18 protein-coding genes are annotated in these 19,640 nt (G+C 60.9%); 9 read left to right on the forward strand and 9 right to left on the reverse strand.

The genetic code is table 11. From position 1 onward, the window contains the following. Positions 1–35 precede the first annotated feature (35 nt). From VC35_RS11295 to gatC, 4 genes are all read right to left on the reverse strand, one after another. Complete coding sequence (locus VC35_RS11295; RefSeq protein ID WP_046040022.1) at positions 36–410, reverse strand: septal ring lytic transglycosylase RlpA family protein; 375 nt, start codon at positions 408–410, stop codon at positions 36–38. A gap of 238 nt (positions 411–648) precedes the next feature. Continuing rightward, the gene (gene gatB, locus VC35_RS11300) at positions 649–2,094 is read right to left on the reverse strand and encodes an Asp-tRNA(Asn)/Glu-tRNA(Gln) amidotransferase subunit GatB (RefSeq protein WP_046040024.1); all 1,446 of its coding nucleotides are present in this window, start codon (positions 2,092–2,094) and stop codon (positions 649–651) included. Between the two features lie 10 nt (positions 2,095–2,104). Then, entirely contained in the window at positions 2,105–3,556 is a 1,452-nt protein-coding gene (gene gatA / locus VC35_RS11305) for an Asp-tRNA(Asn)/Glu-tRNA(Gln) amidotransferase subunit GatA (RefSeq protein ID WP_046040025.1), read from the reverse strand. Between the two features lie 17 nt (positions 3,557–3,573). Further along, positions 3,574–3,861, reverse strand: coding sequence for an Asp-tRNA(Asn)/Glu-tRNA(Gln) amidotransferase subunit GatC (gene gatC / locus VC35_RS11310; protein ID WP_046040026.1), 288 nt, complete (start codon positions 3,859–3,861; stop codon positions 3,574–3,576). A 211-nt stretch (positions 3,862–4,072) separates the two neighbouring features. Here gatC and mreB point away from each other — a divergent pair, with 211 nt between their 5' ends. From mreB to tldD, 8 genes are all read left to right on the forward strand, one after another. Next, positions 4,073–5,110, forward strand: coding sequence for a rod shape-determining protein MreB (gene mreB / locus VC35_RS11315; protein WP_002555108.1), 1,038 nt, complete (start codon positions 4,073–4,075; stop codon positions 5,108–5,110). A 143-nt stretch (positions 5,111–5,253) separates the two neighbouring features. Continuing rightward, positions 5,254–6,384, forward strand: coding sequence for a rod shape-determining protein MreC (gene mreC / locus VC35_RS11320; protein ID WP_080925297.1), 1,131 nt, complete (start codon positions 5,254–5,256; stop codon positions 6,382–6,384). After that, a complete protein-coding gene (gene mreD, locus VC35_RS11325; RefSeq protein WP_007970244.1) occupies positions 6,384–6,875 on the forward strand; it encodes a rod shape-determining protein MreD in 492 nt (163 codons plus the stop codon). The genes mreC and mreD overlap by 1 nt, the downstream gene beginning before the upstream one ends. Before the next feature lie 32 nt (positions 6,876–6,907). Then, positions 6,908–7,504 (forward strand): Maf family protein, encoded by a 597-nt coding sequence (locus tag VC35_RS11330; RefSeq protein WP_046040029.1) that lies wholly within the window; start codon positions 6,908–6,910, stop codon positions 7,502–7,504. A gap of 57 nt (positions 7,505–7,561) precedes the next feature. After that, positions 7,562–9,019, forward strand: a complete 1,458-nt coding sequence (gene rng / locus VC35_RS11335; protein ID WP_008018726.1) for a ribonuclease G — start codon at positions 7,562–7,564, stop codon at positions 9,017–9,019. A 75-nt stretch (positions 9,020–9,094) separates the two neighbouring features. Further along, the gene (locus VC35_RS11340) at positions 9,095–12,898 is read left to right on the forward strand and encodes a YhdP family protein (RefSeq protein ID WP_046040032.1); all 3,804 of its coding nucleotides are present in this window, start codon (positions 9,095–9,097) and stop codon (positions 12,896–12,898) included. Between the two features lie 69 nt (positions 12,899–12,967). Next, a complete protein-coding gene (locus VC35_RS11345; protein WP_046040034.1) occupies positions 12,968–13,822 on the forward strand; it encodes a carbon-nitrogen hydrolase family protein in 855 nt (284 codons plus the stop codon). 12 nt (positions 13,823–13,834) lie between these two features. Then, positions 13,835–15,277 (forward strand): metalloprotease TldD, encoded by a 1,443-nt coding sequence (gene tldD / locus VC35_RS11350; protein ID WP_046040036.1) that lies wholly within the window; start codon positions 13,835–13,837, stop codon positions 15,275–15,277. A gap of 48 nt (positions 15,278–15,325) precedes the next feature. On the opposite strand, the gene yjgA is transcribed toward tldD, so the two are convergent. Further along, positions 15,326–15,850 (reverse strand): ribosome biogenesis factor YjgA, encoded by a 525-nt coding sequence (yjgA, locus tag VC35_RS11355; RefSeq protein WP_008046139.1) that lies wholly within the window; start codon positions 15,848–15,850, stop codon positions 15,326–15,328. 108 nt (positions 15,851–15,958) lie between these two features. Here yjgA and pmbA point away from each other — a divergent pair, with 108 nt between their 5' ends. Continuing rightward, positions 15,959–17,305, forward strand: coding sequence for a metalloprotease PmbA (pmbA, locus tag VC35_RS11360; protein WP_046040040.1), 1,347 nt, complete (start codon positions 15,959–15,961; stop codon positions 17,303–17,305). A gap of 381 nt (positions 17,306–17,686) precedes the next feature. Here the strand turns inward: pmbA and VC35_RS11365 are convergent, their stop codons facing one another. From VC35_RS11365 to hpf, 4 genes are read right to left on the reverse strand one after another with little or no spacing between them, the layout of a single operon-like run. Further along, positions 17,687–17,959, reverse strand: a complete 273-nt coding sequence (locus tag VC35_RS11365) for an HPr family phosphocarrier protein (protein ID WP_046040042.1) — start codon at positions 17,957–17,959, stop codon at positions 17,687–17,689. A gap of 15 nt (positions 17,960–17,974) precedes the next feature. Further along, complete coding sequence (gene rapZ / locus VC35_RS11370; protein WP_046040044.1) at positions 17,975–18,832, reverse strand: RNase adapter RapZ; 858 nt, start codon at positions 18,830–18,832, stop codon at positions 17,975–17,977. 2 nt (positions 18,833–18,834) lie between these two features. After that, the gene (gene ptsN / locus VC35_RS11375) at positions 18,835–19,299 is read right to left on the reverse strand and encodes a PTS IIA-like nitrogen regulatory protein PtsN (protein WP_008046148.1); all 465 of its coding nucleotides are present in this window, start codon (positions 19,297–19,299) and stop codon (positions 18,835–18,837) included. A 12-nt stretch (positions 19,300–19,311) separates the two neighbouring features. Further along, a complete protein-coding gene (hpf, locus tag VC35_RS11380) occupies positions 19,312–19,620 on the reverse strand; it encodes a ribosome hibernation-promoting factor, HPF/YfiA family (protein WP_007941242.1) in 309 nt (102 codons plus the stop codon). Positions 19,621–19,640 lie beyond the last annotated feature (20 nt).

Below are 19,640 nucleotides of genomic sequence, written 5' to 3' on the forward strand. Positions count from 1 at the left end.
ATCGGCTAGTCCGAAAATGGTCGGGGCTCCATCGGTCAGTCGTCGAGGGCTTGCACGCGAACCCGTGCGGTGCCGCTGCTCAGCATGCCCAGGCGCTCGGCGGCTTCCCGGGACAGGTCGATCAGGCGGCCACGGGTGTGCGGCCCGCGATCATTGATGCGTACCACGCAGGATTTGTCGTTATTCAGATTGGTGACCTTCACCCGTGTACCAAAGGGTAGCTGGCGATGGGCGGCGGTCATGGAATTCATGTTGAAACGCTCGCCGTTGGCGGTGCGTTTGCCTTGGTGTTTGGCGCCGTAGTACGAAGCCACGCCGGTTTTATCGTAGCCGTGCGGATCGACGGTGTCGGTGCTGGCGCAACCAGCCAACAGAGAGAGCAGGGCGCAGGCGCCGAACAGACGTTTCATTCAAGGTTTTCCCGAAACAATTGTGGGAGTAGAGCCAATGTGGCGAGGGGCTTGCCCCCGTTGGACTGCGCAGCAGTCCCAAAATTTCGAACACGATTTGTCAGATACAAACCGAATCCGGAAATTGGGGCCGCTTCGCGACCCAACGGGGCGATGCGGCGTTCCGACAAGCCCCCTCGCCACAAAAGCTCGCTCCCACAGGAGATGGAGCCAGATTTAAGAGCTGGCTCCATCCTCATCAGCCTTCGAGCTTGCTTTTGAGCAGTTCGTTGACCTGTTGCGGGTTGGCCTTGCCTTTGGAGGCTTTCATGGCCTGGCCGACGAAGAAGCCGAACATCTTGCCGCGCTTGGTTTCGTCTGCCGCGCGGTATTGTTCGACCTGCTCGGCGTTGGCCGCGAGCATTTCGTCCAGCACCGCCGAGATGGCACCGGTGTCGGTCACTTGCTTGAGGCCGCGCTTGTCGATGATCTCGTCCGCGCTGCCTTCGCCGTTGGCCATCGCTTCAAACACCACCTTGGCGATCTTGCCGGAGATGGTGTTGTCCTTGATGCGCAACAGCATGCCGCCCAGAAGCTCTGCGGAAACCGGAGACTCTTCGATGTCCAGGCCTTGCTTGTTGAGCAGGCTGCCCAACTCGACCATCACCCAGTTCGCCGCCAGTTTGGCGTCGCCGCCGATGCTCGCGACTTTCTCGAAGTAGTCGGCTTGCTCGCGGCTGGTGGCCAGGACGCTGGCGTCATAGACCGACAGACCAAATTGCTCCTGGAAACGCTCGCGTTTTTGCGGTGGCAATTCCGGTAGGGTGGCGCGCACGTCGTCGAGGAACGAGTTCTCGATGACCACCGGCAGCAGGTCCGGATCGGGGAAGTAACGGTAGTCGTTGGCTTCCTCTTTGCTGCGCATCGGACGGGTTTCGTCCTTGTTCGGATCGTACAGGCGCGTCTGCTGGATCACCTTGCCGCCGTCTTCGATCAATTCGATCTGACGCTGGATTTCGCTGTTGATCGCCTTCTCGATGAAGCGGAACGAGTTGACGTTCTTGATCTCGCAGCGGGTGCCGAATTCGACCTGGCCTTTCGGGCGGATCGACACGTTGCAGTCGCAACGCAGCGAGCCTTCGGCCATGTTGCCGTCGCAGATGCCCAGGTAGCGCACCAGCGCGTGGATCGCCTTGACGTAGGCCACGGCTTCCTTGGCGCTGCGCATGTCCGGCTCGGAAACGATTTCCAGCAGCGGCGTGCCGGCACGGTTCAGGTCGATGCCGCTGGCGCCGCTGAATTCTTCGTGCAGGCTCTTGCCGGCGTCTTCTTCCAGGTGCGCGCGGGTGATGCCGACACGTTTGACCGTGCCGTCTTCCAGGGCGATGTCCAGATGGCCCTTGCCGACGATCGGCAACTCCATCTGGCTGATCTGGTAGCCCTTGGGCAGGTCCGGGTAGAAGTAGTTCTTGCGGGCGAACACGTTGTGCTGGCCGATCTCGGCGTCAATCGCCAGACCGAACATCACCGCCATGCGCACTGCTTCCTGGTTCAGTACCGGCAGAACGCCAGGCATGCCCAGATCGATCAGGCTGGCCTGGGTGTTCGGCTCGGAACCGAACGTGGTGGAACTACCGGAAAAGATTTTCGACCGGGTGGTGAGCTGGGTGTGAATCTCCAGCCCGATCACGACTTCCCATTGCATGTGTGTCTCCTCAGAAGCCGGTTGGGGTGCGGGTGTGCCAGTCAGTGTTCAACTGGTACTGGTGCGCAACGTTGAGCAAGCGGCCTTCCTGGAAATACGGGGCGAGCAGTTGCACGCCGACCGGCAGACCGTCGACAAAACCTGCTGGCATGGACAGGCCCGGCAAACCCGCGAGGTTGGCGGTGATGGTGTAGACGTCTTCCAGGTACGCAGCGACCGGGTCGCTGTTCTTGGCGCCAAGCTTCCAGGCCGGGTTCGGCGTGGTTGGGCCGAGGATGATGTCGACCTCATTGAAGGCCGCCATGAAGTCGTTCTTGATCAAACGACGAATCTTCTGCGCCTTCAGGTAGTAGGCGTCGTAGTAACCGGCGGACAGCGCGTAGGCACCGACCATGATCCGGCGCTGTACTTCCGGGCCGAAGCCTTCGCCACGCGAGCGTTTGTACAGGTCTTCGAGGTTTTTCGGGTCTTCGCAGCGATAGCCAAAGCGCACGCCGTCAAAACGCGACAGGTTGGACGAGGCTTCCGCCGGGGCGATCACGTAGTACGCAGGGATCGCGTGCTGCATGTTCGGCAGGCTGATTTCCTTGATTACGGCGCCGAGCTTTTCCAGCTCCTTGACGCTGTTGTGGATCAGCTCGGCGATGCGCGGGTCGAGACCGGCGCTGAAGTATTCCTTCGGCACGCCGATGCGCAGGCCTTGCAGCGAACCGTTGAGGCTGGCGCTGTAGTCCGGCACGGGCTCATCGATGCTGGTTGAGTCGTTCGGATCGAAGCCGGCCATACCTTGCAACAATATTGCGCAGTCTTCGGCGGTGCGTGCCATCGGGCCGCCCTGGTCGAGGCTGGACGCGTAGGCAATCATGCCCCAGCGCGAAACACGACCGTAGGTCGGTTTCAGGCCGGTGAGGTTGGTCAGGGCCGCAGGCTGACGGATCGAACCGCCAGTGTCGGTGCCGGTGGCTGCCGGCAACAGACGAGCGGCAACCGCCGCAGCGGAGCCGCCGGACGAACCGCCCGGCACGTGTTCCAGGTTCCACGGGTTTTTCACCGCGCCGTAGTAGCTCGACTCGTTGGCCGAACCCATGGCGAATTCGTCCATGTTGGTCTTGCCCAGGGTCACGGCCCCGGCAGCGGCCAGCTTGGCGACGACGGTGGCGTCGTACGGTGCCTTGAAGTTGTCGAGCATCTTCGAGCCGCAGCTGGTGCGAATGCCCTGGGTGCAGAACAGGTCTTTGTGGGCGATCGGCGCGCCGAGCAGGGCGCCGCTCTCACCATTGGCCCGGCGGGCGTCAGCGGCTTTCGCCTGCGTCAGCGCCAGGTCTTCGGTGAGGCTGATGAAACTGTTGAGCTGTGGATCGAGCTGGACGATGCGCGCCAGCAGGACCTTGGTCAGCTCTTCGGAGGAAAACTTTTTATCGGCGAGTCCGCGGGCGATCTCGGCCAGAGTCAATTGATGCATTGCAGGCTCTTTCCCTATTAGTCGATGACTTTCGGAACCAGGTACAGGCCGTTTTCGACCGCTGGTGCGATGGACTGGTAGGCCTCGCGGTGATTGGTCTCGGTCACGACGTCTGCGCGCAGGCGCTGGTTGGCTTCCAGTGGGTGGGCCAGCGGTTCGATACCGTCGGTATTGACCGCCTGCATTTCGTCGACCAGCCCGAGAATGCTGTTGAGGGCCGAAGTGATGTGTGGAAGATCGGCATCATTGAGGCCAAGGCAGGCCAGATGAGCGATTTTTTCCACGTCGGAGCGTTCAAGCGCCATAGGGATTCTCCAGTGGAAAACAAAACGGACGGCGTCCGTGTGTTAGATTGTCGGAACACTACCGCACTTCTACGGTCATAAGGCCGCGATTGTGGGGCTTGGTGCACAGAAAAGCGGCCAATTTAACATATTGGCGCCTTGCCCAAAATCCCTGTCGTTGTTAGAGTTTGCCGCACTTTTTTACCCACGCGTTGCCTAGGGTCCCTTTCCCATGTTCAAGAAACTGCGTGGCATGTTTTCCAGCGATCTTTCCATTGACCTGGGCACTGCCAACACCCTTATTTACGTGCGCGAGCGCGGTATCGTCCTGAATGAGCCCTCCGTTGTGGCCATTCGGACACACGGTAACCAGAAAAGTGTCGTTGCTGTCGGCACCGAAGCCAAGCGCATGCTGGGCCGTACGCCGGGCAACATTGCTGCCATTCGTCCGATGAAGGACGGCGTGATCGCCGACTTCAGCGTTTGCGAAAAAATGCTGCAGTACTTTATCAACAAGGTTCACGAAAACAGCTTCCTGCAGCCTAGCCCTCGCGTGTTGATCTGCGTTCCGTGCAAATCCACCCAGGTTGAGCGTCGTGCCATCCGTGAATCGGCCCTTGGTGCCGGTGCCCGTGAAGTATTCCTGATCGAAGAGCCAATGGCCGCTGCGATCGGTGCCGGCCTGCCGGTAGAAGAAGCTCGCGGTTCGATGGTCGTGGATATCGGTGGCGGTACCACTGAAATCGCGCTGATCTCCCTGAACGGTGTGGTTTACGCCGAATCCGTCCGCGTTGGCGGCGACCGCTTCGACGAAGCGATCATCACCTACGTGCGTCGCAACTACGGCAGCCTGATCGGTGAGTCCACCGCCGAGCGCATCAAGCAGGAAATCGGTACCGCCTACCCGGGCGGCGAAGTTCGCGAAGTCGACGTTCGTGGCCGTAACCTGGCCGAAGGCGTTCCACGTGCATTCACCCTGAACTCCAACGAAGTGCTGGAAGCTCTGCAAGAGTCCCTGGCTACCATCGTTCAGGCCGTGAAAAGCGCCCTGGAGCAATCGCCGCCAGAACTGGCTTCCGACATCGCCGAGCGTGGCCTGGTACTGACCGGTGGTGGCGCCTTGCTGCGTGACCTGGACAAATTGCTGGCCCAGGAGACTGGTCTGCCGGTGATCGTTGCCGAAGACCCGCTGACCTGCGTTGCTCGCGGCGGTGGCCGTGCATTGGAAATGATGGATAAACACACCATGGACCTGCTTTCCAGCGAGTAAGTCGCCGGATTGCCTCTATGCTGTTGAGCGCGCAGGCGGCACTTTGCAGTGCTGCCTGTTCGCGTTTATCTTCTGTCAGTCTGCATCCAGGCCGGATTGCCGCCGTATGAATAAACAGAACATTTGCCTGGGAGGAGCGGCTTATTAAACCGCTTTTCACCAAGGGCCCTTCACTGGGCGTGCGCCTGTTGGTGCTGGTCGTGCTATCGGTCGCGCTGATGGTGGTCGATGCCCGTTTCAGTCTGCTCAAGCCTGCACGCAGCCAGATGTCGCTGGTGCTGATGGACGCTTACTGGATCACCGACCTGCCTGGACGATTGTGGGAAGGCGTTGCCAGTCAGTTTGGCAGCCGGACCGAGCTCGTCGCCGAAAACGAAAAACTCAAGACCGAGAACCTGCTGTTGCAGGGGCGCATGCAGAAGCTGGCCGCCCTGACCGAGCAGAACGTTCGGCTGCGCGAGTTGCTCAACTCTTCGGCCCTGGTCAACGAGAAGGTCGAAGTGGCCGAGTTGATCGGCATGGACCCCAACCCCTTCACCCATCGCATCATCATCAATAAAGGTGAGCGCGACGGCGTGGTCCTCGGTCAGCCGGTACTCGATGCCCGTGGCCTGATGGGCCAGGTGGTCGAGTTGATGCCTTACACCTCCCGCGTCTTGCTGCTGACCGATACCACCCACAGCATTCCGGTGCAGGTGAACCGTAACGGTTTGCGGGCGATTGCCAGCGGCACCGGCAACCCGGAGCGTCTCGAGTTGCGGCATGTGGCCGATACCGCCGACATCAAGGAGGGCGACTTGCTGGTCAGCTCCGGCCTCGGTCAGCGTTTCCCGGCCGGTTATCCGGTGGCGACGGTCAAGGAAGTGATTCACGATTCCGGCCAGCCGTTTGCCATTGTCCGCGCCGTTCCGACCGCCGCCTTGAACCGTAGCCGTTACCTGCTGCTGGTGTTCAGCGACAACCGGACTGCCGAGGAGCGCGTCAACGCTGCCGCCCAGGCCCAGGAAAGCCTGGATGCACAGGGTGGTGGACCGATCATTCCGGCGACGGTTCCGAAACTGGTCAGCCCTGCGGTCCCCGCTGCACCGGCCGCCGCACCGGCGATTCCTGCCACGGCGGTGCCTGCGGCCACCGCGCCAGCCAAGCCAGCCAAGCCAGTCACCACGCCAGCCAAGCCTGCGGCAGCTAAACCGCCGGCGGCGCAACCCGCTGCCGCGAAGCCTGCCGCCAAACCGCCAGTCTCCGCGCCGGCCACTCCAGTGGAGAGAGAATAATGGGCGGTGTAAAAGCATCCCGAAACGGCTGGATAGTCTGGCTGACGTTCGCCGTCGGCCTGCTGCTGAGCGTTTCACCTCTGCCGCAATTCATGGAAATACTGCGCCCGCTGTGGCTGGCCTTGTTGCTGGCATTCTGGGCGTTGAACCTGCCGCAGACCGTCGGGATGGTGACGGCGTTTTGCCTGGGGCTGGCTGAAGACGTGCTCTACGGTACCTTGCTGGGTCAGAATGCCTTGATCCTGACACTCATCACCTATCTGGTGCTGGCGCTGCAGCAACGCCTGCGGATGTTCCCGATGTGGCAGCAGAGCCTGGTGATCCTGGTGATCTTCGGCCTCGCCCAGCTGGTACAACTGTGGCTCAGTGCCTTGACCGGCAATCGTCAGCCGACGCTGGCGCTGGTGCTGCCGGCACTGGTCAGCGCATTGCTCTGGCCCTGGATCAGTTTCGGTTTGCGCGGACTGCGTCGACGCTACAAAATCAATTAATTCGCTCAGGCATTGGACAGGGAGAGGTCTTGATGAAACGGTTGTACCTCGCCTCTGGTTCGCCGCGTCGACGTGAACTGCTCACGCAGATCGGTGTTCCGTTCTCCGCCATCAGTGCGGATATCGATGAAACTCCTTTAGCTCAAGAATCCCCGTCGGCCTACGCCGAGCGCCTGGCGCGTGGCAAGGCCGAGATCGGGCGCGGCAGCATCGTGTCTGACGAACCGTTCTGCGTGCTCGGCGCCGATACCGCCGTGGTGCTCGATGGAAAAATTCTCGGCAAACCAGTTGATCAAGCGGATGCGTGCGCCATGCTGATGATGCTGTCAGGGTGTGAGCATGAAGTCCTGACCGCGATTGCCGTGCTCGATGGCGAACGTTGCGAATCCCGGGTTGTCACCAGTCGCGTGCGTTTTCGGGATATCGGCCGTGAAGAAGCCGTGGCCTACTGGGCCAGCGGTGAACCGCGGGACAAGGCGGGCGGTTATGGCATTCAAGGACTGGGTGCGGTGTTTGTCGCCGGGCTCGATGGAAGTTATTCAGCGGTGGTCGGACTGCCGCTTTGCGAAACCGCGGAACTGCTCGGCCATTTCGGCATACCCTGTTGGCAACCCCGGAACGCGCTTTAAGCGTCTTCCTGAACAGATGCGGCCATTATCGTGAACATGCCTGAACGAGACCCTGCCATGAGTGAAGAGATCCTGATCAACATCACGCCGATGGAGTCGCGCGTGGCGGTGGTCGAAAACGGTGTCCTGCAAGAGGTCCACGTCGAGCGTACGCAAAAGCGCGGGATCGTCGGCAACATCTATAAAGGCAAAGTCGTGCGGGTATTGCCGGGAATGCAGGCGGCATTCGTCGATATCGGCCTGGACCGTGCCGCGTTCATTCATGCGTCGGAAATTTCCCTGCGTGAAGGCCCCGCGGTCGAGAGCATCAGTGCACTGGTGCACGAAGGCCAGAGCCTGGTGGTGCAAGTGACCAAGGACCCAATCGGTTCCAAAGGCGCACGCCTGACCACCCAGCTTTCGATTCCTTCGCGTTACCTGGTGTACATGCCGCGCACCGCTCACGTCGGCATTTCCCTGAAGATCGAAGACGAAGCCGAGCGCGAACGCCTCAAGCAAGTGGTCACCGACTGCGTGGCCAAGGAAGGGATCAAGGAGGCCGGCGGTTTCATCCTGCGCACGGCAGCCGAAGGTGCCGGTGCGGATGAAATCCTCATGGACATCCGTTACCTGCGCCGTCTCTGGGATCAGATCAACGCCCAGATCAAAACCATCAGTGCGCCTAGCGTGATCTACGAAGACCTCGGTCTGGCGCTGCGCACCCTGCGTGACCTGGTGAGCCCGAAAATCGAGAAGATCCGCATCGACTCCCGGGAAACTTTCCAGAAAACCACGCAATTCGTCGCCGAACTGATGCCCGAGATTGCCGACCGCCTGGAGCATTACCCGGGCGAGCGGCCGATTTTCGACCTGTATGGCGTCGAAGACGAAATCCAGAAGGCACTCGAGCGCAAGGTCCCGCTCAAGTCCGGCGGTTATCTGGTGGTCGATCCGGCGGAAGCCATGAGCACCATCGACGTCAATACCGGGGCATTTGTCGGCCATCGCAATCTCGAAGAGACCATCTTCAAGACCAACCTCGAAGCCGCGACGGCCATCGCCCGTCAATTGCGCCTGCGTAACCTGGGCGGAATCATCATCATCGACTTCATCGACATGGAAGATGAAGAACACCAGCGCCAGGTGTTGCGCACCCTCGAAAAGCAACTGGAACGCGATCACGCCAAGACCAACATCATCGGTATCACTGAGTTGGGCCTGGTGCAGATGACCCGCAAGCGCACCCGCGAAAGCCTTGAACAAGTGCTGTGTGAGCCGTGCAATGCCTGTCAGGGGCGGGGCAAGCTCAAGACCCCGGAAACCGTCTGCTACGAAATCTTCCGTGAAATCCTGCGCGAGGCTCGCGCCTATCAGGCGGAAGGCTATCGTGTATTGGCAAACCAGAAAGTGGTGGACCGCCTGCTCGACGAAGAGTCGGGCAACGTCGCGGAGCTCGAAGGGTTTATCGGGCGTACCATCCGTTTTCAGGTCGAAACCATGTATTCCCAGGAACAATACGACGTGGTGTTGCTCTGAAGCATTTCGTTTTGATTGTTCGAGAAGGGCTGGCCTCAGCTTTTTGCAAAACTTTTGCCATGGGAGCCACCTGACATGGATCGTCTGACACGCATTTTGGCCGCACTGACCCGCTGGGGTCTGGGCCTGTGCGCGTTGGTTTTGGTGTTGATGGCGCTCTACGTCAGCCTGGGCCGGGAGCTGACGCCCTTAGTCGCCGAGTACCGTGCCGACATCGAAACCAAAGCCAGCGATGCCTTGGGCATGCCGTTGCAGATCGGCGAGCTCGAAGGCAACTGGAGTGGATTCGCCCCCATATTGATGGCCCGCGACGTGACGGTCGGCGAGGGCGCCAATGCCTTGCGCCTGGATCAGGTGCGCGCGGTACCGGACCTTTGGGCCAGCCTGTTGGCCCGTCAGGTACGCATCGCTCATCTGGAATTCAGCGGCCTGAAGATCAACCTCAAGCAAGCTGAGGACGGTCAGTGGGCGCTGGAAGGTTTGCCGGTGCAGCAGGACCAGCCAACCGATCCGGAACAACTGCTCAATCGCATGCAGATGATCCAGCAACTGTCGGTGCTCGACAGCCAGGTGACCTTGCAGCCGTTTGGCGAATCGCCGCTGACCCTGACTTATGTCGGCCTGAATCTGAAAACCGGGGCGTCACGGCAGCGGCTCGACGCACGACTGACCCTGCCTGACGGGCAACCGGTGGCCATGAGCCTGCGTACCCGTATTCGCGCCAGCGAATGGAAGGACGGTGAAGCCGAGGCCTACCTGAGCCTGCCGCAAAGCGACTGGTCGAAGTGGTTGCCTGAACATCTGACCCAAGAGTGGAATTTTTCCGAGATCAAGGCTGGTGGCGAGCTGTGGGTGACCTGGGGCAAAGGCACCTTGCAAAGCGCTGCAGTGCGATTGAACGCGCCACAACTCAAGGGCGCGTACGATGAGCGCAAGCCGATCCAGATCGATAACCTGGCGCTCAATGGATACTTCCAGCGCAGTGCCAAAGGCGCGTCGGTGACTCTGGACTCCCTGGCGATGAACCTTGGCGAGACCCGCTGGGAGACGCATTTGCAGCTCACGCAAAGCGCCGCCACTGATAAAACCGTAGAGCTCTGGCAGCTGCAAGCCGACCGGGTTGATCTCACTCCACTTACCCCGCTGCTCAACGCCCTGGCGCCGTTGCCAGAAGGTTTGGCCACGGTCGTCGAGCGGCTCAAAGTCACGGGTAGCCTGCGTAACGTGCTGGTCGACTTCCGCCCCAATGCCACTGACGACAGCAAGTTCGGGTTCGCCGCCAACCTTGATCAGGTAGGCTTCGACGCCTATCACGGTGCTCCGGCGGCGCGGAATGTCAGTGGCAGCATCAGCGGTGACCTGGGGCAAGGCGAGCTGCGCATGGACAGCAAGGATTTCATGCTGCACCTGGACCCGATTTTCGCCAAGCCGTGGCAGTACATTCAGGCCAATGCGCGGCTGACCTGGAAACTCGATAAAGAAAGTTTCACCCTGATCGCGCCGTATCTGAAAGTGCTGGGCGAGGAAGGCAAGATCGCCGGCGACTTCCTGATTCGCCTGCATTTCGATCACACCCAGGAAGACTACATGGACCTGCGGGTCGGCATGGTGGACGGCGACGGTCGCTACACCGCCAAGTACTTGCCGACGGTCCTCAGCCCGGCGCTGGACGAATGGCTGCGCACGGCGATACTCAAGGGCGCGGTGGATCAGGGTTTCTTCCAGTATCAGGGGTCGCTCAACCACGGTGCCGCGGATGTCGATCGCAGCATCAGCCTGTTCTTCAAGGTTCACGATGCCGAACTGGCCTTCCAGCCGGGCTGGCCCCATGTCAGCAAGGTCAGCGGCGATGTGTTTGTCGAAGACAGCGGCGTGCGGATTCTGGCCAGCAAGGGCCAGTTGCTCGACACCCAGGTCAACGATATCTACGTCAACATTCCCCATGTGCCGGCCGGGCAGAACTCTCATTTGTTCCTCGATGGCGGATTTGCCGGCGGTTTGGGCGATGGCCTGAAAATCCTCCAGGAAGCGCCGATCGGCACCGGGGCAACCTTTGCCGGCTGGGAAGGTGAGGGTGACCTGCAGGGTAAGTTGAAGCTGGATATTCCCCTGGCGAAAGGCGAGGAGCCGAAGATCCTCGTCGATTTCAAGACCGCCAAGGCACGCTTGAAACTGGCCGAACCTGTGCTGGAACTGACCCAGCTCAAAGGTGATTTCCGCTTCGATAGCGGCAAAGGCCTGAGCGGGCAGAACATCAGCGCCCGGGCGTTCGACAAGCCGGTCACTGCACAGATTTTTGCCGATGGCAGCCCGGGCAAGCTCAATACCCGGGTGGCCGCGTCAGGGCAGGTCGAGGTCAAGAAACTGACCGACTGGCTGAAGGTGACCCAGCCTCTGCCGGTGAGTGGCGTAATCCCTTATCAACTGCAACTGACCCTGGACGGCGCCGACAGCCAGTTGAGGGTCAATTCCAACCTCAGGGGCGTGGCCGTCGATTTGCCTGCACCGTTTGGCATGACCTCCGAGACTGGGCGCGACACAACGTTCCGCATGACCTTGCAGGGCGACGAGCGGCGCTATTGGCTCAACTACGGGGACCTGGCGAGTTTCATGTTCGCGGCCCCGGCCAACAATTTCGCCGATGGTCGCGGGGACTTGTTCCTCGGTGGCGGCGAGGCCGTGTTGCCTGGCACCAAAGGCCTGCGGATACGGGGCGTGCTGTCGGAGCTGGACGTTGGCCCGTGGAAGGACCTGGTGGATAAATACGCCGGACAGGACCCCGGCGGAAGTGCCAAGCAATTGCTCAGCGGCGCGGATTTCAAGGTGGGCAAGCTCAGCGGTATCGGTACCACACTCGATCAGGCTTCGATCCAGCTGACGCGCAAGCCTTCCGCCTGGGCGCTGCAACTCGACAGCCAGCAGATCAAGGGCAGCGCCAGCCTTCCCGATTCGAAGGCCACGCCAATCACGATCAATCTGCAAACCGTGCGCCTGCCTGCACCGGACCCGACCGTGCTGGCCGATGAAAACTCGCCGGATCCACTGGCGTCGGTGGACCCGACGAAAATCCCCGCGATGGACATCATCATCAATCGGCTATTCCAGGGCCAGGATCTGGTGGGGGGCTGGTCGCTGAAGATTCGTCCGACGCCCAAGGGCATCGTGTTCAACTCCCTGGATTTGGGCCTCAAGGGCATGCTGTTGGTGGGCAGCGGTGGCTGGGAGGGTGTGCCGGGTGCCAGCAACAGCTGGTACAAGGGCCGCATCAGCGGCAAGAACCTGGCCGACGTGCTCAAGGGCTGGGGTTTTGCACCGAGCGTCACCAGCCAGGACTTCTATATGGATGTCGATGGCCGCTGGCCCGGCTCGCCGGCCTGGGTGGCGACCAAGCGTTTCTCCGGCTCGCTCGATGCGACGCTCAATCAGGGCCAGTTCGTCGAAGTTGAGGGCAGTGCCCAGGCGTTGCGGGTATTTGGCTTGCTCAACTTCAACTCCATCGGCCGGCGCCTGCGCCTGGACTTCTCCGACCTGTTCGGCAAAGGTCTGAGTTATGACCGGGTGAAGGGGCTGCTGGTCGGGACCAATGGTGTGTACGTCACCCGTGAGCCAATTCGGCTGACGGGTCCGTCGAGCACTATTGAACTCGACGGCACCCTGGACATGGTGGCCGATCAGATCGATGCGAAACTGATGGTGACCTTGCCGGTGACCAACAACCTGCCGATTGCCGCACTGATCGTCGGTGCACCCGCGGTCGGCGGGGCGCTGTTCCTGATCGACAAGCTGATCGGTGACCGCGTCTCCCGTTTCGCCAGTGTGAAGTACACCGTCCAGGGGCCGTGGAAAGAACCGAAAATCATCTTCGACAAGGCTTTTTGAGATCCTTTTGAAAAGGCGCTCGGCAAGTCTATGGAGTAGCATGGCCGCATACGATTCCAGGAGTGCGCCATGTCTGTAGCGGTGATTCAAATGGTCAGCCAGAGCGATGTGCTGGCCAACCTGGCCCAGGCCCGTCGGCTGCTCGAGCAAGCGGCCGTCGGTGGCGCGAAACTGGCCGTATTGCCGGAAAACTTCGCCGCCATGGGCCGGCGTGACATTGCCGACATCGGGCGCGCCGAAGCACTGGGCGAAGGCCCGATCCTGCCGTGGTTAAAACAGACCGCACGCGACCTCAAGTTATGGATTGTGGCCGGCACATTGCCGTTGCCGCCGGTGGATCAGCCAACGGCCAAAGTGCATGCCTGTTCGTTGCTGGTCGATGACCAGGGCGAAACGGTGGCGCGCTACGACAAGCTGCACCTGTTCGACGTCGACGTGGCCGACAATCGCGGCCGTTATCGGGAATCCGATGACTATGCTTATGGCAGTGGGGTCGTGGTGGCGGACACACCGGTTGGGCGGGTTGGCCTGACGGTCTGTTACGACTTGCGCTTCCCGGAACTGTACAGTGAATTGCGCGCGGCCGGCGCGGAGCTGATTACTGCCCCTTCGGCCTTCACGGCGGTCACCGGCGCGGCGCATTGGGATGTGCTGATTCGTGCGCGAGCCATAGAGACGCAATGTTACGTGCTCGCGGCTGCCCAGGGCGGGACGCATCCGGGGCCGCGGGAAACCTTCGGGCATGCCGCCATCGTCGACCCGTGGGGGCGTGTGCTGGCACAACAGGATCAAGGCGAGGCCGTGCTGCTGGCCGAACGCGACAGCAGCGAACAGGCGTCCATCAGGGCGCGGATGCCGGTGTCCAGTCACCGGCGCTTTTTCTCGCAGGGCGCCCAGCGACCTGCATCAGAACGACGAATTTAAGGCGTAAAGCATATGAGCGAGTTGTTGTCCTCAGTCAGTGAACACCTGCTGGCGCCCGGTGGCGTCACGATCGAGAGCCTGCAAGGCGTGCTCGGCGATCTGGCCGGGCCGGGCATCGATGCGGCCGACCTGTATTTCCAGGGGCAGATTTCCGAGTCCTGGGCGCTGGAAGACGGCATCGTCAAGGAAGGCAGCTTCAACCTTGACCAAGGTGTGGGCGTGCGCGCGCAATCGGGCGAAAAAACCGGCTTTGCCTACAGCAATGCCATCACCCTGGAAGCCCTTGGCGCGGCGGCGCGTGCCGCCCGTTCGATTTCCCGGGCCGGACAACACGGCACCGTACAGGCATTCACCAGCCAGGATGTCGCGCAGTTGTATGCGCCGGACAATCCCCTGGAAGTGCTGACCCGTGCCGAGAAGGTCGATTTGCTCAAGCGAGTCGACGCCGCGACCCGCGCCCTCGACCCGCGCATCCAGCAGGTCACCGTGAGCATGGCCGGTGTCTGGGAGCGGATTCTGGTGGCTTCCACCGACGGCGGCCTGGCGGCGGATGTGCGCCCGCTGGTGCGTTTCAACGTCAGCGTGATCGTCGAGCAGAACGGTCGCCGCGAGCGTGGCGGTCATGGCGGTGGTGGTCGGACCGATTACCGTTATTTCCTCGGCGAAGACCGCGCCATGGGCTATGCCCGTGAAGCGTTGCGCCAGGCGCTGGTCAATCTCGAAGCCATCCCGGCACCGGCCGGTACCTTGCCGGTGGTGCTCGGTTCCGGTTGGTCGGGCGTGCTGTTGCACGAAGCCGTTGGTCATGGTCTGGAGGGCGACTTCAACCGCAAGGGCAGTTCGGCCTACAGCGGGCGCATGGGTGAGATGGTTGCGTCGAAGCTTTGCACCATTGTCGATGACGGCACCCTGGCCGGTCGCCGTGGCTCGTTGAGCGTCGATGACGAAGGCACGCCGACCGAGTGCACCACGCTGATCGAAAACGGCGTGCTCAAAGGCTACATGCAGGACAAGCTCAACGCCCGCCTGATGGGCGTGGCGCGCACCGGTAACGGTCGTCGCGAATCCTACGCGCACTTGCCGATGCCGCGCATGACCAACACCTACATGCTAGCCGGCGAAAGCGACCCGGCGGAAATCATCGCCTCGGTGAAGCGCGGCATCTACTGCGCCAACCTGGGTGGCGGTCAGGTGGACATCACCAGCGGCAAGTTCGTGTTCTCCACCAGCGAGGCGTACCTGATCGAGGACGGCAAGATCACTGCTCCGGTCAAAGGCGCGACGCTGATCGGCAACGGGCCGGAAGCCATGAGCAAGGTGTCTATGGTTGGTAATGATCTGTCGCTGGACAGCGGCGTGGGCACGTGTGGCAAGGATGGGCAGTCGGTGCCGGTGGGTGTCGGCCAGCCAACGCTGAAGATTGATGCGATCACCGTGGGTGGCACGGGCTCGTAAGAGGTGAGGCTGCGGGTGAGCTGCGAGGCAGCTCACCCGATTCGAGAATTAACGCAGACCGCGTTGAGTCTCGTCCAGCTCACGGATGTACTTGAAGATTTTACGGCTGGAAGCAGGAGGCTTGTTTTGCGCAAGCTCATGCTGGGCCTGACGGATCAGGGAACGCAATTGCTGGCGGTCCGCGTCCGGGTAGTCGACGACGAATTTTTCCAGAACGGCATCGTCGCCGGCGATCAGACGATCGCGCCAGCGCTCCAGGTTATGGAAGCGTTCGTTGTATTGACGGGTGGAGGCATCGAGTTGATCGAGCAGAACCAGAATGGCGGCAGTGTCCTGATCGCGCATCAGTTTGCCGATGAACTGAAGGTGCCGTTTACGCGCGATGTTCGCGGTGTGCTTGGGCGCATCGGCCAGAGCCCGACGCATTCCGTCGGTCAAGGGCAGTTTTGCCAGCAAGTCAGGCTTGAGTGTTGTAAGGCGCTCGCCAAGGTCAACCAGAGCATGCAGCTCGCGTTTAACCTGGGATTTGCTTTTTTCTCCCGTATCGAGGGAGTCGTCGTAAGAATCAACCATGGTGGCCGTCCGCAAAGAAACGCCGCCATGATAACCAGTCGGGGGCCGCTTGTCCGGCCCGGTCGCTCGATGACCGTTACCGAAAGCAGAATTTGAGTGGAGAACAGCATGAGTGCAGTTGAAAGCGTCGGCCCACAAGCGTTGCCGGCACTGCAGGAACAAGTCGAGCAGATCATCGCTGAAGCCAAACGCCAGGGCGCCAGTGCCTGTGAAGTGGCAGTGTCCCTGGAGCAGGGCTTGTCGACCACGGTGCGCCAGCGTGAAGTCGAAACCGTTGAATTCAACCGCGATCAGGGTTTCGGCATCACCTTGTACGTTGGCCAGCGCAAAGGCTCCGCCAGCACCTCGGCCAGTGGACCGGAGGCGATTCGCGAAACAGTCGCCGCTGCACTGGCCATCGCCAAGCACACCTCGGAAGACGAAGCCTCGGGCCTTGCGGATGCCGCGCTGATGGCGCGGGATATTCAGGATTTCGACCTGTTCCACCAATGGGACATCACTCCGGAACAAGCCATCGAACAGGCCCTGGCCTGCGAAGCCGCGGCGTTTGCCGCCGACAGCCGGATCAAGAACGCCGACGGCACCACCCTTAGCACCCATCAGGGCTGCCGCGTTTATGGCAATAGCCACGGGTTTATCGGCGGTTACGCGTCGACTCGTCACAGCTTGAGCTGCGTGATGATCGCCGAGGCCGATGGCCAGATGCAGCGCGATTACTGGTACGACGTGAACCGCCAGGGCAATCTGCTGGCCGACCCGGTCAGCATCGGCCAGCGCGCTGCTCAACGGGCGGCAAGCCGTCTGGGCGCACGTCCGGTGCCGACTTGCGAGGTGCCGGTGCTGTTTTCCGCAGAGTTGGCCGGGGGGCTGTTCGGCAGTTTCCTGTCGGCGATTTCCGGCGGCAGCCTGTATCGCAAGTCTTCGTTCCTTGAGGGCACACTCGGGCAGAAGCTGTTTCCGGAGTGGCTGACCATCGACGAGCGTCCGCATCTGATGCAGGCATTGGGCAGTGCGGCGTTCGATGGCGATGGCCTGGCAACCTACGCCAAACCGTTCGTCGAAAAAGGCGAGTTGGTGTCGTACATCCTCGGCACCTATTCCGGCCGCAAGCTCGGCATGCCGAGCACGGCTAACGCCGGCGGCGTGCACAACCTGTTCGTCACCCATGGCGACGAAGACCAGGCCGCCTTGCTGCGGCGCATGGGGCGCGGTTTGCTGGTGACCGAATTGATGGGGCAGGGCCTAAACATGGTGACCGGCGATTACTCCCGTGGTGCGGCGGGTTACTGGGTCGAGAACGGTGAAATCCAGTTTGCGGTGCAGGAAGTGACCATCGCCGGGAACATGCGCGACATGTTCAAACAGATCGTTGCCGTGGGTAATGATCTTGAGTTGCGCAGCAACATTCGCACCGGTTCGGTGCTGATCGAGCGGATGACGGTGGCGGGCAGCTAAGCCAGGGCCGCTGTACAAAAAGGCGCGCTACCCAATGGGAGCGCGCCTTTTTTATTGACCACAACACAGGTCCTCCTGTGGGAGCGAGCTACTGGCGGGGGGCGATACTGCTGGGGGGGCGCGAAGTCAGTCCCGAATCGCGCGGCAATGGTCATGACCAGCTTGCCAGCCTTGGGCTGCTGATGGGGTTCTGTTTGATGATGGTGATGGATACGGCGCTGGCTTTATTTGTGGCAAAGAGCCTTTGTGGCGAGGGGGTTTACCCCCGTTCGGCTGCGTAGCAGTCGTAAATCCGGCGAACACAGGATCCACGTTGAATCTCGATTGCAGTTTTTTGGGGCGGCTTCGCCACCCAACGGGGGCAAGCCCCCTCGCCACAGGTTACTCGCCTTCGTCGAAGAAATTGTTGATCAACGCCACCAGCGCATTCAGCGCTTCCTGTTCCTGCTCGCCTTCTGTGCTCAAGTGGATCGTGGTGCCTTTGCCGGCGGCCAGCATCATCATCGCCATGATGCTTTTGCCATCGACCATGGACTCTGGCGTACGGCCGGCCCGGATCTGGCACGGGAACTGACCCGCCACCCCAACGAATTTTGCAGAAGCGCGAGCGTGCAGGCCCAACTTATTGATGATTTCGATTTCCAGAGCAGGCATCGCGATGTGAATCCTTTAGCTGAGGTCGCGGTGGCGGACCTGGACGTTCTTCAGGGTTTTTTGCAGCGCCTGCCCCAGACGCTCGGTCAGGTAGACGGAACGGTGATGTCCGCCAGTGCAGCCAATGGCAATGGTGACGTAGGCGCGGTTGCTGGCGGCAAAACGAGGCAGCCACTTTAGCAGGTATGTGGAAATGTCCTGGAACATCTCTTCGACATCCGGCTGTGCAGCCAGATAGTCGGCAACCGGTTGGTCGAGCCCGGACTGCTCGCGCAATTCCGGTTTCCAGTAAGGGTTGGGCAGGCAGCGCACATCGAACACCAGGTCGGCGTCCACCGGCATGCCACGCTTGAACCCGAAGGACTCCACCAGGAACGCAGTGCCCGGCTCGGGCTGATTCAGCAGACGCAGTTTGATGGCGTCACGCAACTGGTACAGGTTCAGGCTGGTGGTGTTGATCTTGAGATCGGCGAGGTCGGCAATCGGCCCGAGCAGGTCGCTCTCGACGCTGATGGCTTCGGCCAGCGAGCGGTTGGCGTTGCTCAGTGGGTGACGTCGGCGGGTTTCCGAGAAGCGCTTGAGCAGGGTTTCTTCGTCGGCGTCCAGATACAGCACATCGCACTGGATGTGGCGGCTGCGGACTTCTTCGAGCAGCTCGGGGAAGCGTGACAGGTGGCTGGGCAGGTTGCGCGCGTCAATGGAAACGGCGACCAGCGGCTGTAACAGCTCGGTATGAACCAGGGCGCGTTCGGCCAGCTCCGGCAGCAAGCCGGCTGGCAAATTGTCGATGCAGTAGTAGCCGTTGTCCTCAAGAACGTCGAGGGCGGTACTTTTACCTGAGCCGGAACGGCCACTGACGATGATCAAGCGCATGATTACTGACCGTTCTGCTCGTCCAGGACAACCTGATACAGGGCTTCGTTGCTTGCAGCACTACGCAGCTTTTCGCGAACTTCCTTGCGGTCGAGCATGCTGGCGATCTGTCGCAGCAGCTCAAGGTGCGCATCGGTGGCGGCTTCCGGGACCAGCAGCACGAACAGCAGGTCAACCGGCGCGCCATCGATGGCGTCGAAATCGATAGGGGCGTCCAGGTGCATCAATGCACTGATGGGCGAAACACAGCCCTTGAGACGGCAATGTGGAATGGCGATGCCATTGCCAAACCCGGTGGAGCCGAGTTTTTCACGGGCAATCAGTGCCTCGAAGACATCTTGCATCTCCAGGGCCGGCACTTCGCGGGCGATCAGATTGGCAATTTGTTCGAGGGCTTTCTTTTTACTGCCTCCCGGCACGTTCACCAGGGAACGGCCGGGGGTCAGGATACTTTCAAGTCGGATCATGGGTAGGGAGTGTTAACGACCGGTTGCGCCCTGGAGGAGGCTCTGGGTCTTTTCCTTATGCTTTTTGAGTTGTTTATCCAGCTTGTCGGTGAGTGCGTCGATCGCGGCGTACATATCGGTATGCTCCGCGTTGGCGACGACTTCATTCCCGGGAATATGCAGCGTGGCTTCGATTTTCTGCTTCAGTTTTTCGACGGTCATCGTGACCTGCACATTAGTGATCTTGTCGAAATGTCGCTCCAATCGTTCGAGTTTTTCGCCGATGTAGGTGCGAAGAGGTTCGGTCACTTCCAGTTGGTGTCCACTGATGTTGACTTGCATACAGCTTCTCCTTCGTTGCC

This window comes from Pseudomonas fluorescens, from assembly GCF_000967965.1.
In the GTDB taxonomy this organism is placed as follows: domain Bacteria; phylum Pseudomonadota; class Gammaproteobacteria; order Pseudomonadales; family Pseudomonadaceae; genus Aquipseudomonas; species Aquipseudomonas grandcourensis.

Coding starts and splice junctions, on each gene's coding strand:
- VC35_RS11365 (WP_046040042.1), bottom strand. CDS start 17,959: ATGCCTGCTCTGGAAATCGAAATCATCAATAAGTTGGGCCTGCACGCT.
- yjgA (WP_008046139.1), bottom strand. CDS start 15,850: ATGGTTGATTCTTACGACGACTCCCTCGATACGGGAGAAAAAAGCAAA.
- gatC (WP_046040026.1), bottom strand. CDS start 3,861: ATGGCGCTTGAACGCTCCGACGTGGAAAAAATCGCTCATCTGGCCTGC.
- VC35_RS11330 (WP_046040029.1), top strand. CDS start 6,908: ATGAAACGGTTGTACCTCGCCTCTGGTTCGCCGCGTCGACGTGAACTG.
- rapZ (WP_046040044.1), bottom strand. CDS start 18,832: ATGCGCTTGATCATCGTCAGTGGCCGTTCCGGCTCAGGTAAAAGTACC.
- VC35_RS11295 (WP_046040022.1), bottom strand. CDS start 410: ATGAAACGTCTGTTCGGCGCCTGCGCCCTGCTCTCTCTGTTGGCTGGT.
- VC35_RS11340 (WP_046040032.1), top strand. CDS start 9,095: ATGGATCGTCTGACACGCATTTTGGCCGCACTGACCCGCTGGGGTCTG.
- hpf (WP_007941242.1), bottom strand. CDS start 19,620: ATGCAAGTCAACATCAGTGGACACCAACTGGAAGTGACCGAACCTCTT.
- rng (WP_008018726.1), top strand. CDS start 7,562: ATGAGTGAAGAGATCCTGATCAACATCACGCCGATGGAGTCGCGCGTG.
- gatA (WP_046040025.1), bottom strand. CDS start 3,556: ATGCATCAATTGACTCTGGCCGAGATCGCCCGCGGACTCGCCGATAAA.
- mreD (WP_007970244.1), top strand. CDS start 6,384: ATGGGCGGTGTAAAAGCATCCCGAAACGGCTGGATAGTCTGGCTGACG.
- VC35_RS11345 (WP_046040034.1), top strand. CDS start 12,968: ATGTCTGTAGCGGTGATTCAAATGGTCAGCCAGAGCGATGTGCTGGCC.
- tldD (WP_046040036.1), top strand. CDS start 13,835: ATGAGCGAGTTGTTGTCCTCAGTCAGTGAACACCTGCTGGCGCCCGGT.
- pmbA (WP_046040040.1), top strand. CDS start 15,959: ATGAGTGCAGTTGAAAGCGTCGGCCCACAAGCGTTGCCGGCACTGCAG.
- mreB (WP_002555108.1), top strand. CDS start 4,073: ATGTTCAAGAAACTGCGTGGCATGTTTTCCAGCGATCTTTCCATTGAC.
- gatB (WP_046040024.1), bottom strand. CDS start 2,094: ATGCAATGGGAAGTCGTGATCGGGCTGGAGATTCACACCCAGCTCACC.
- ptsN (WP_008046148.1), bottom strand. CDS start 19,299: ATGATCCGACTTGAAAGTATCCTGACCCCCGGCCGTTCCCTGGTGAAC.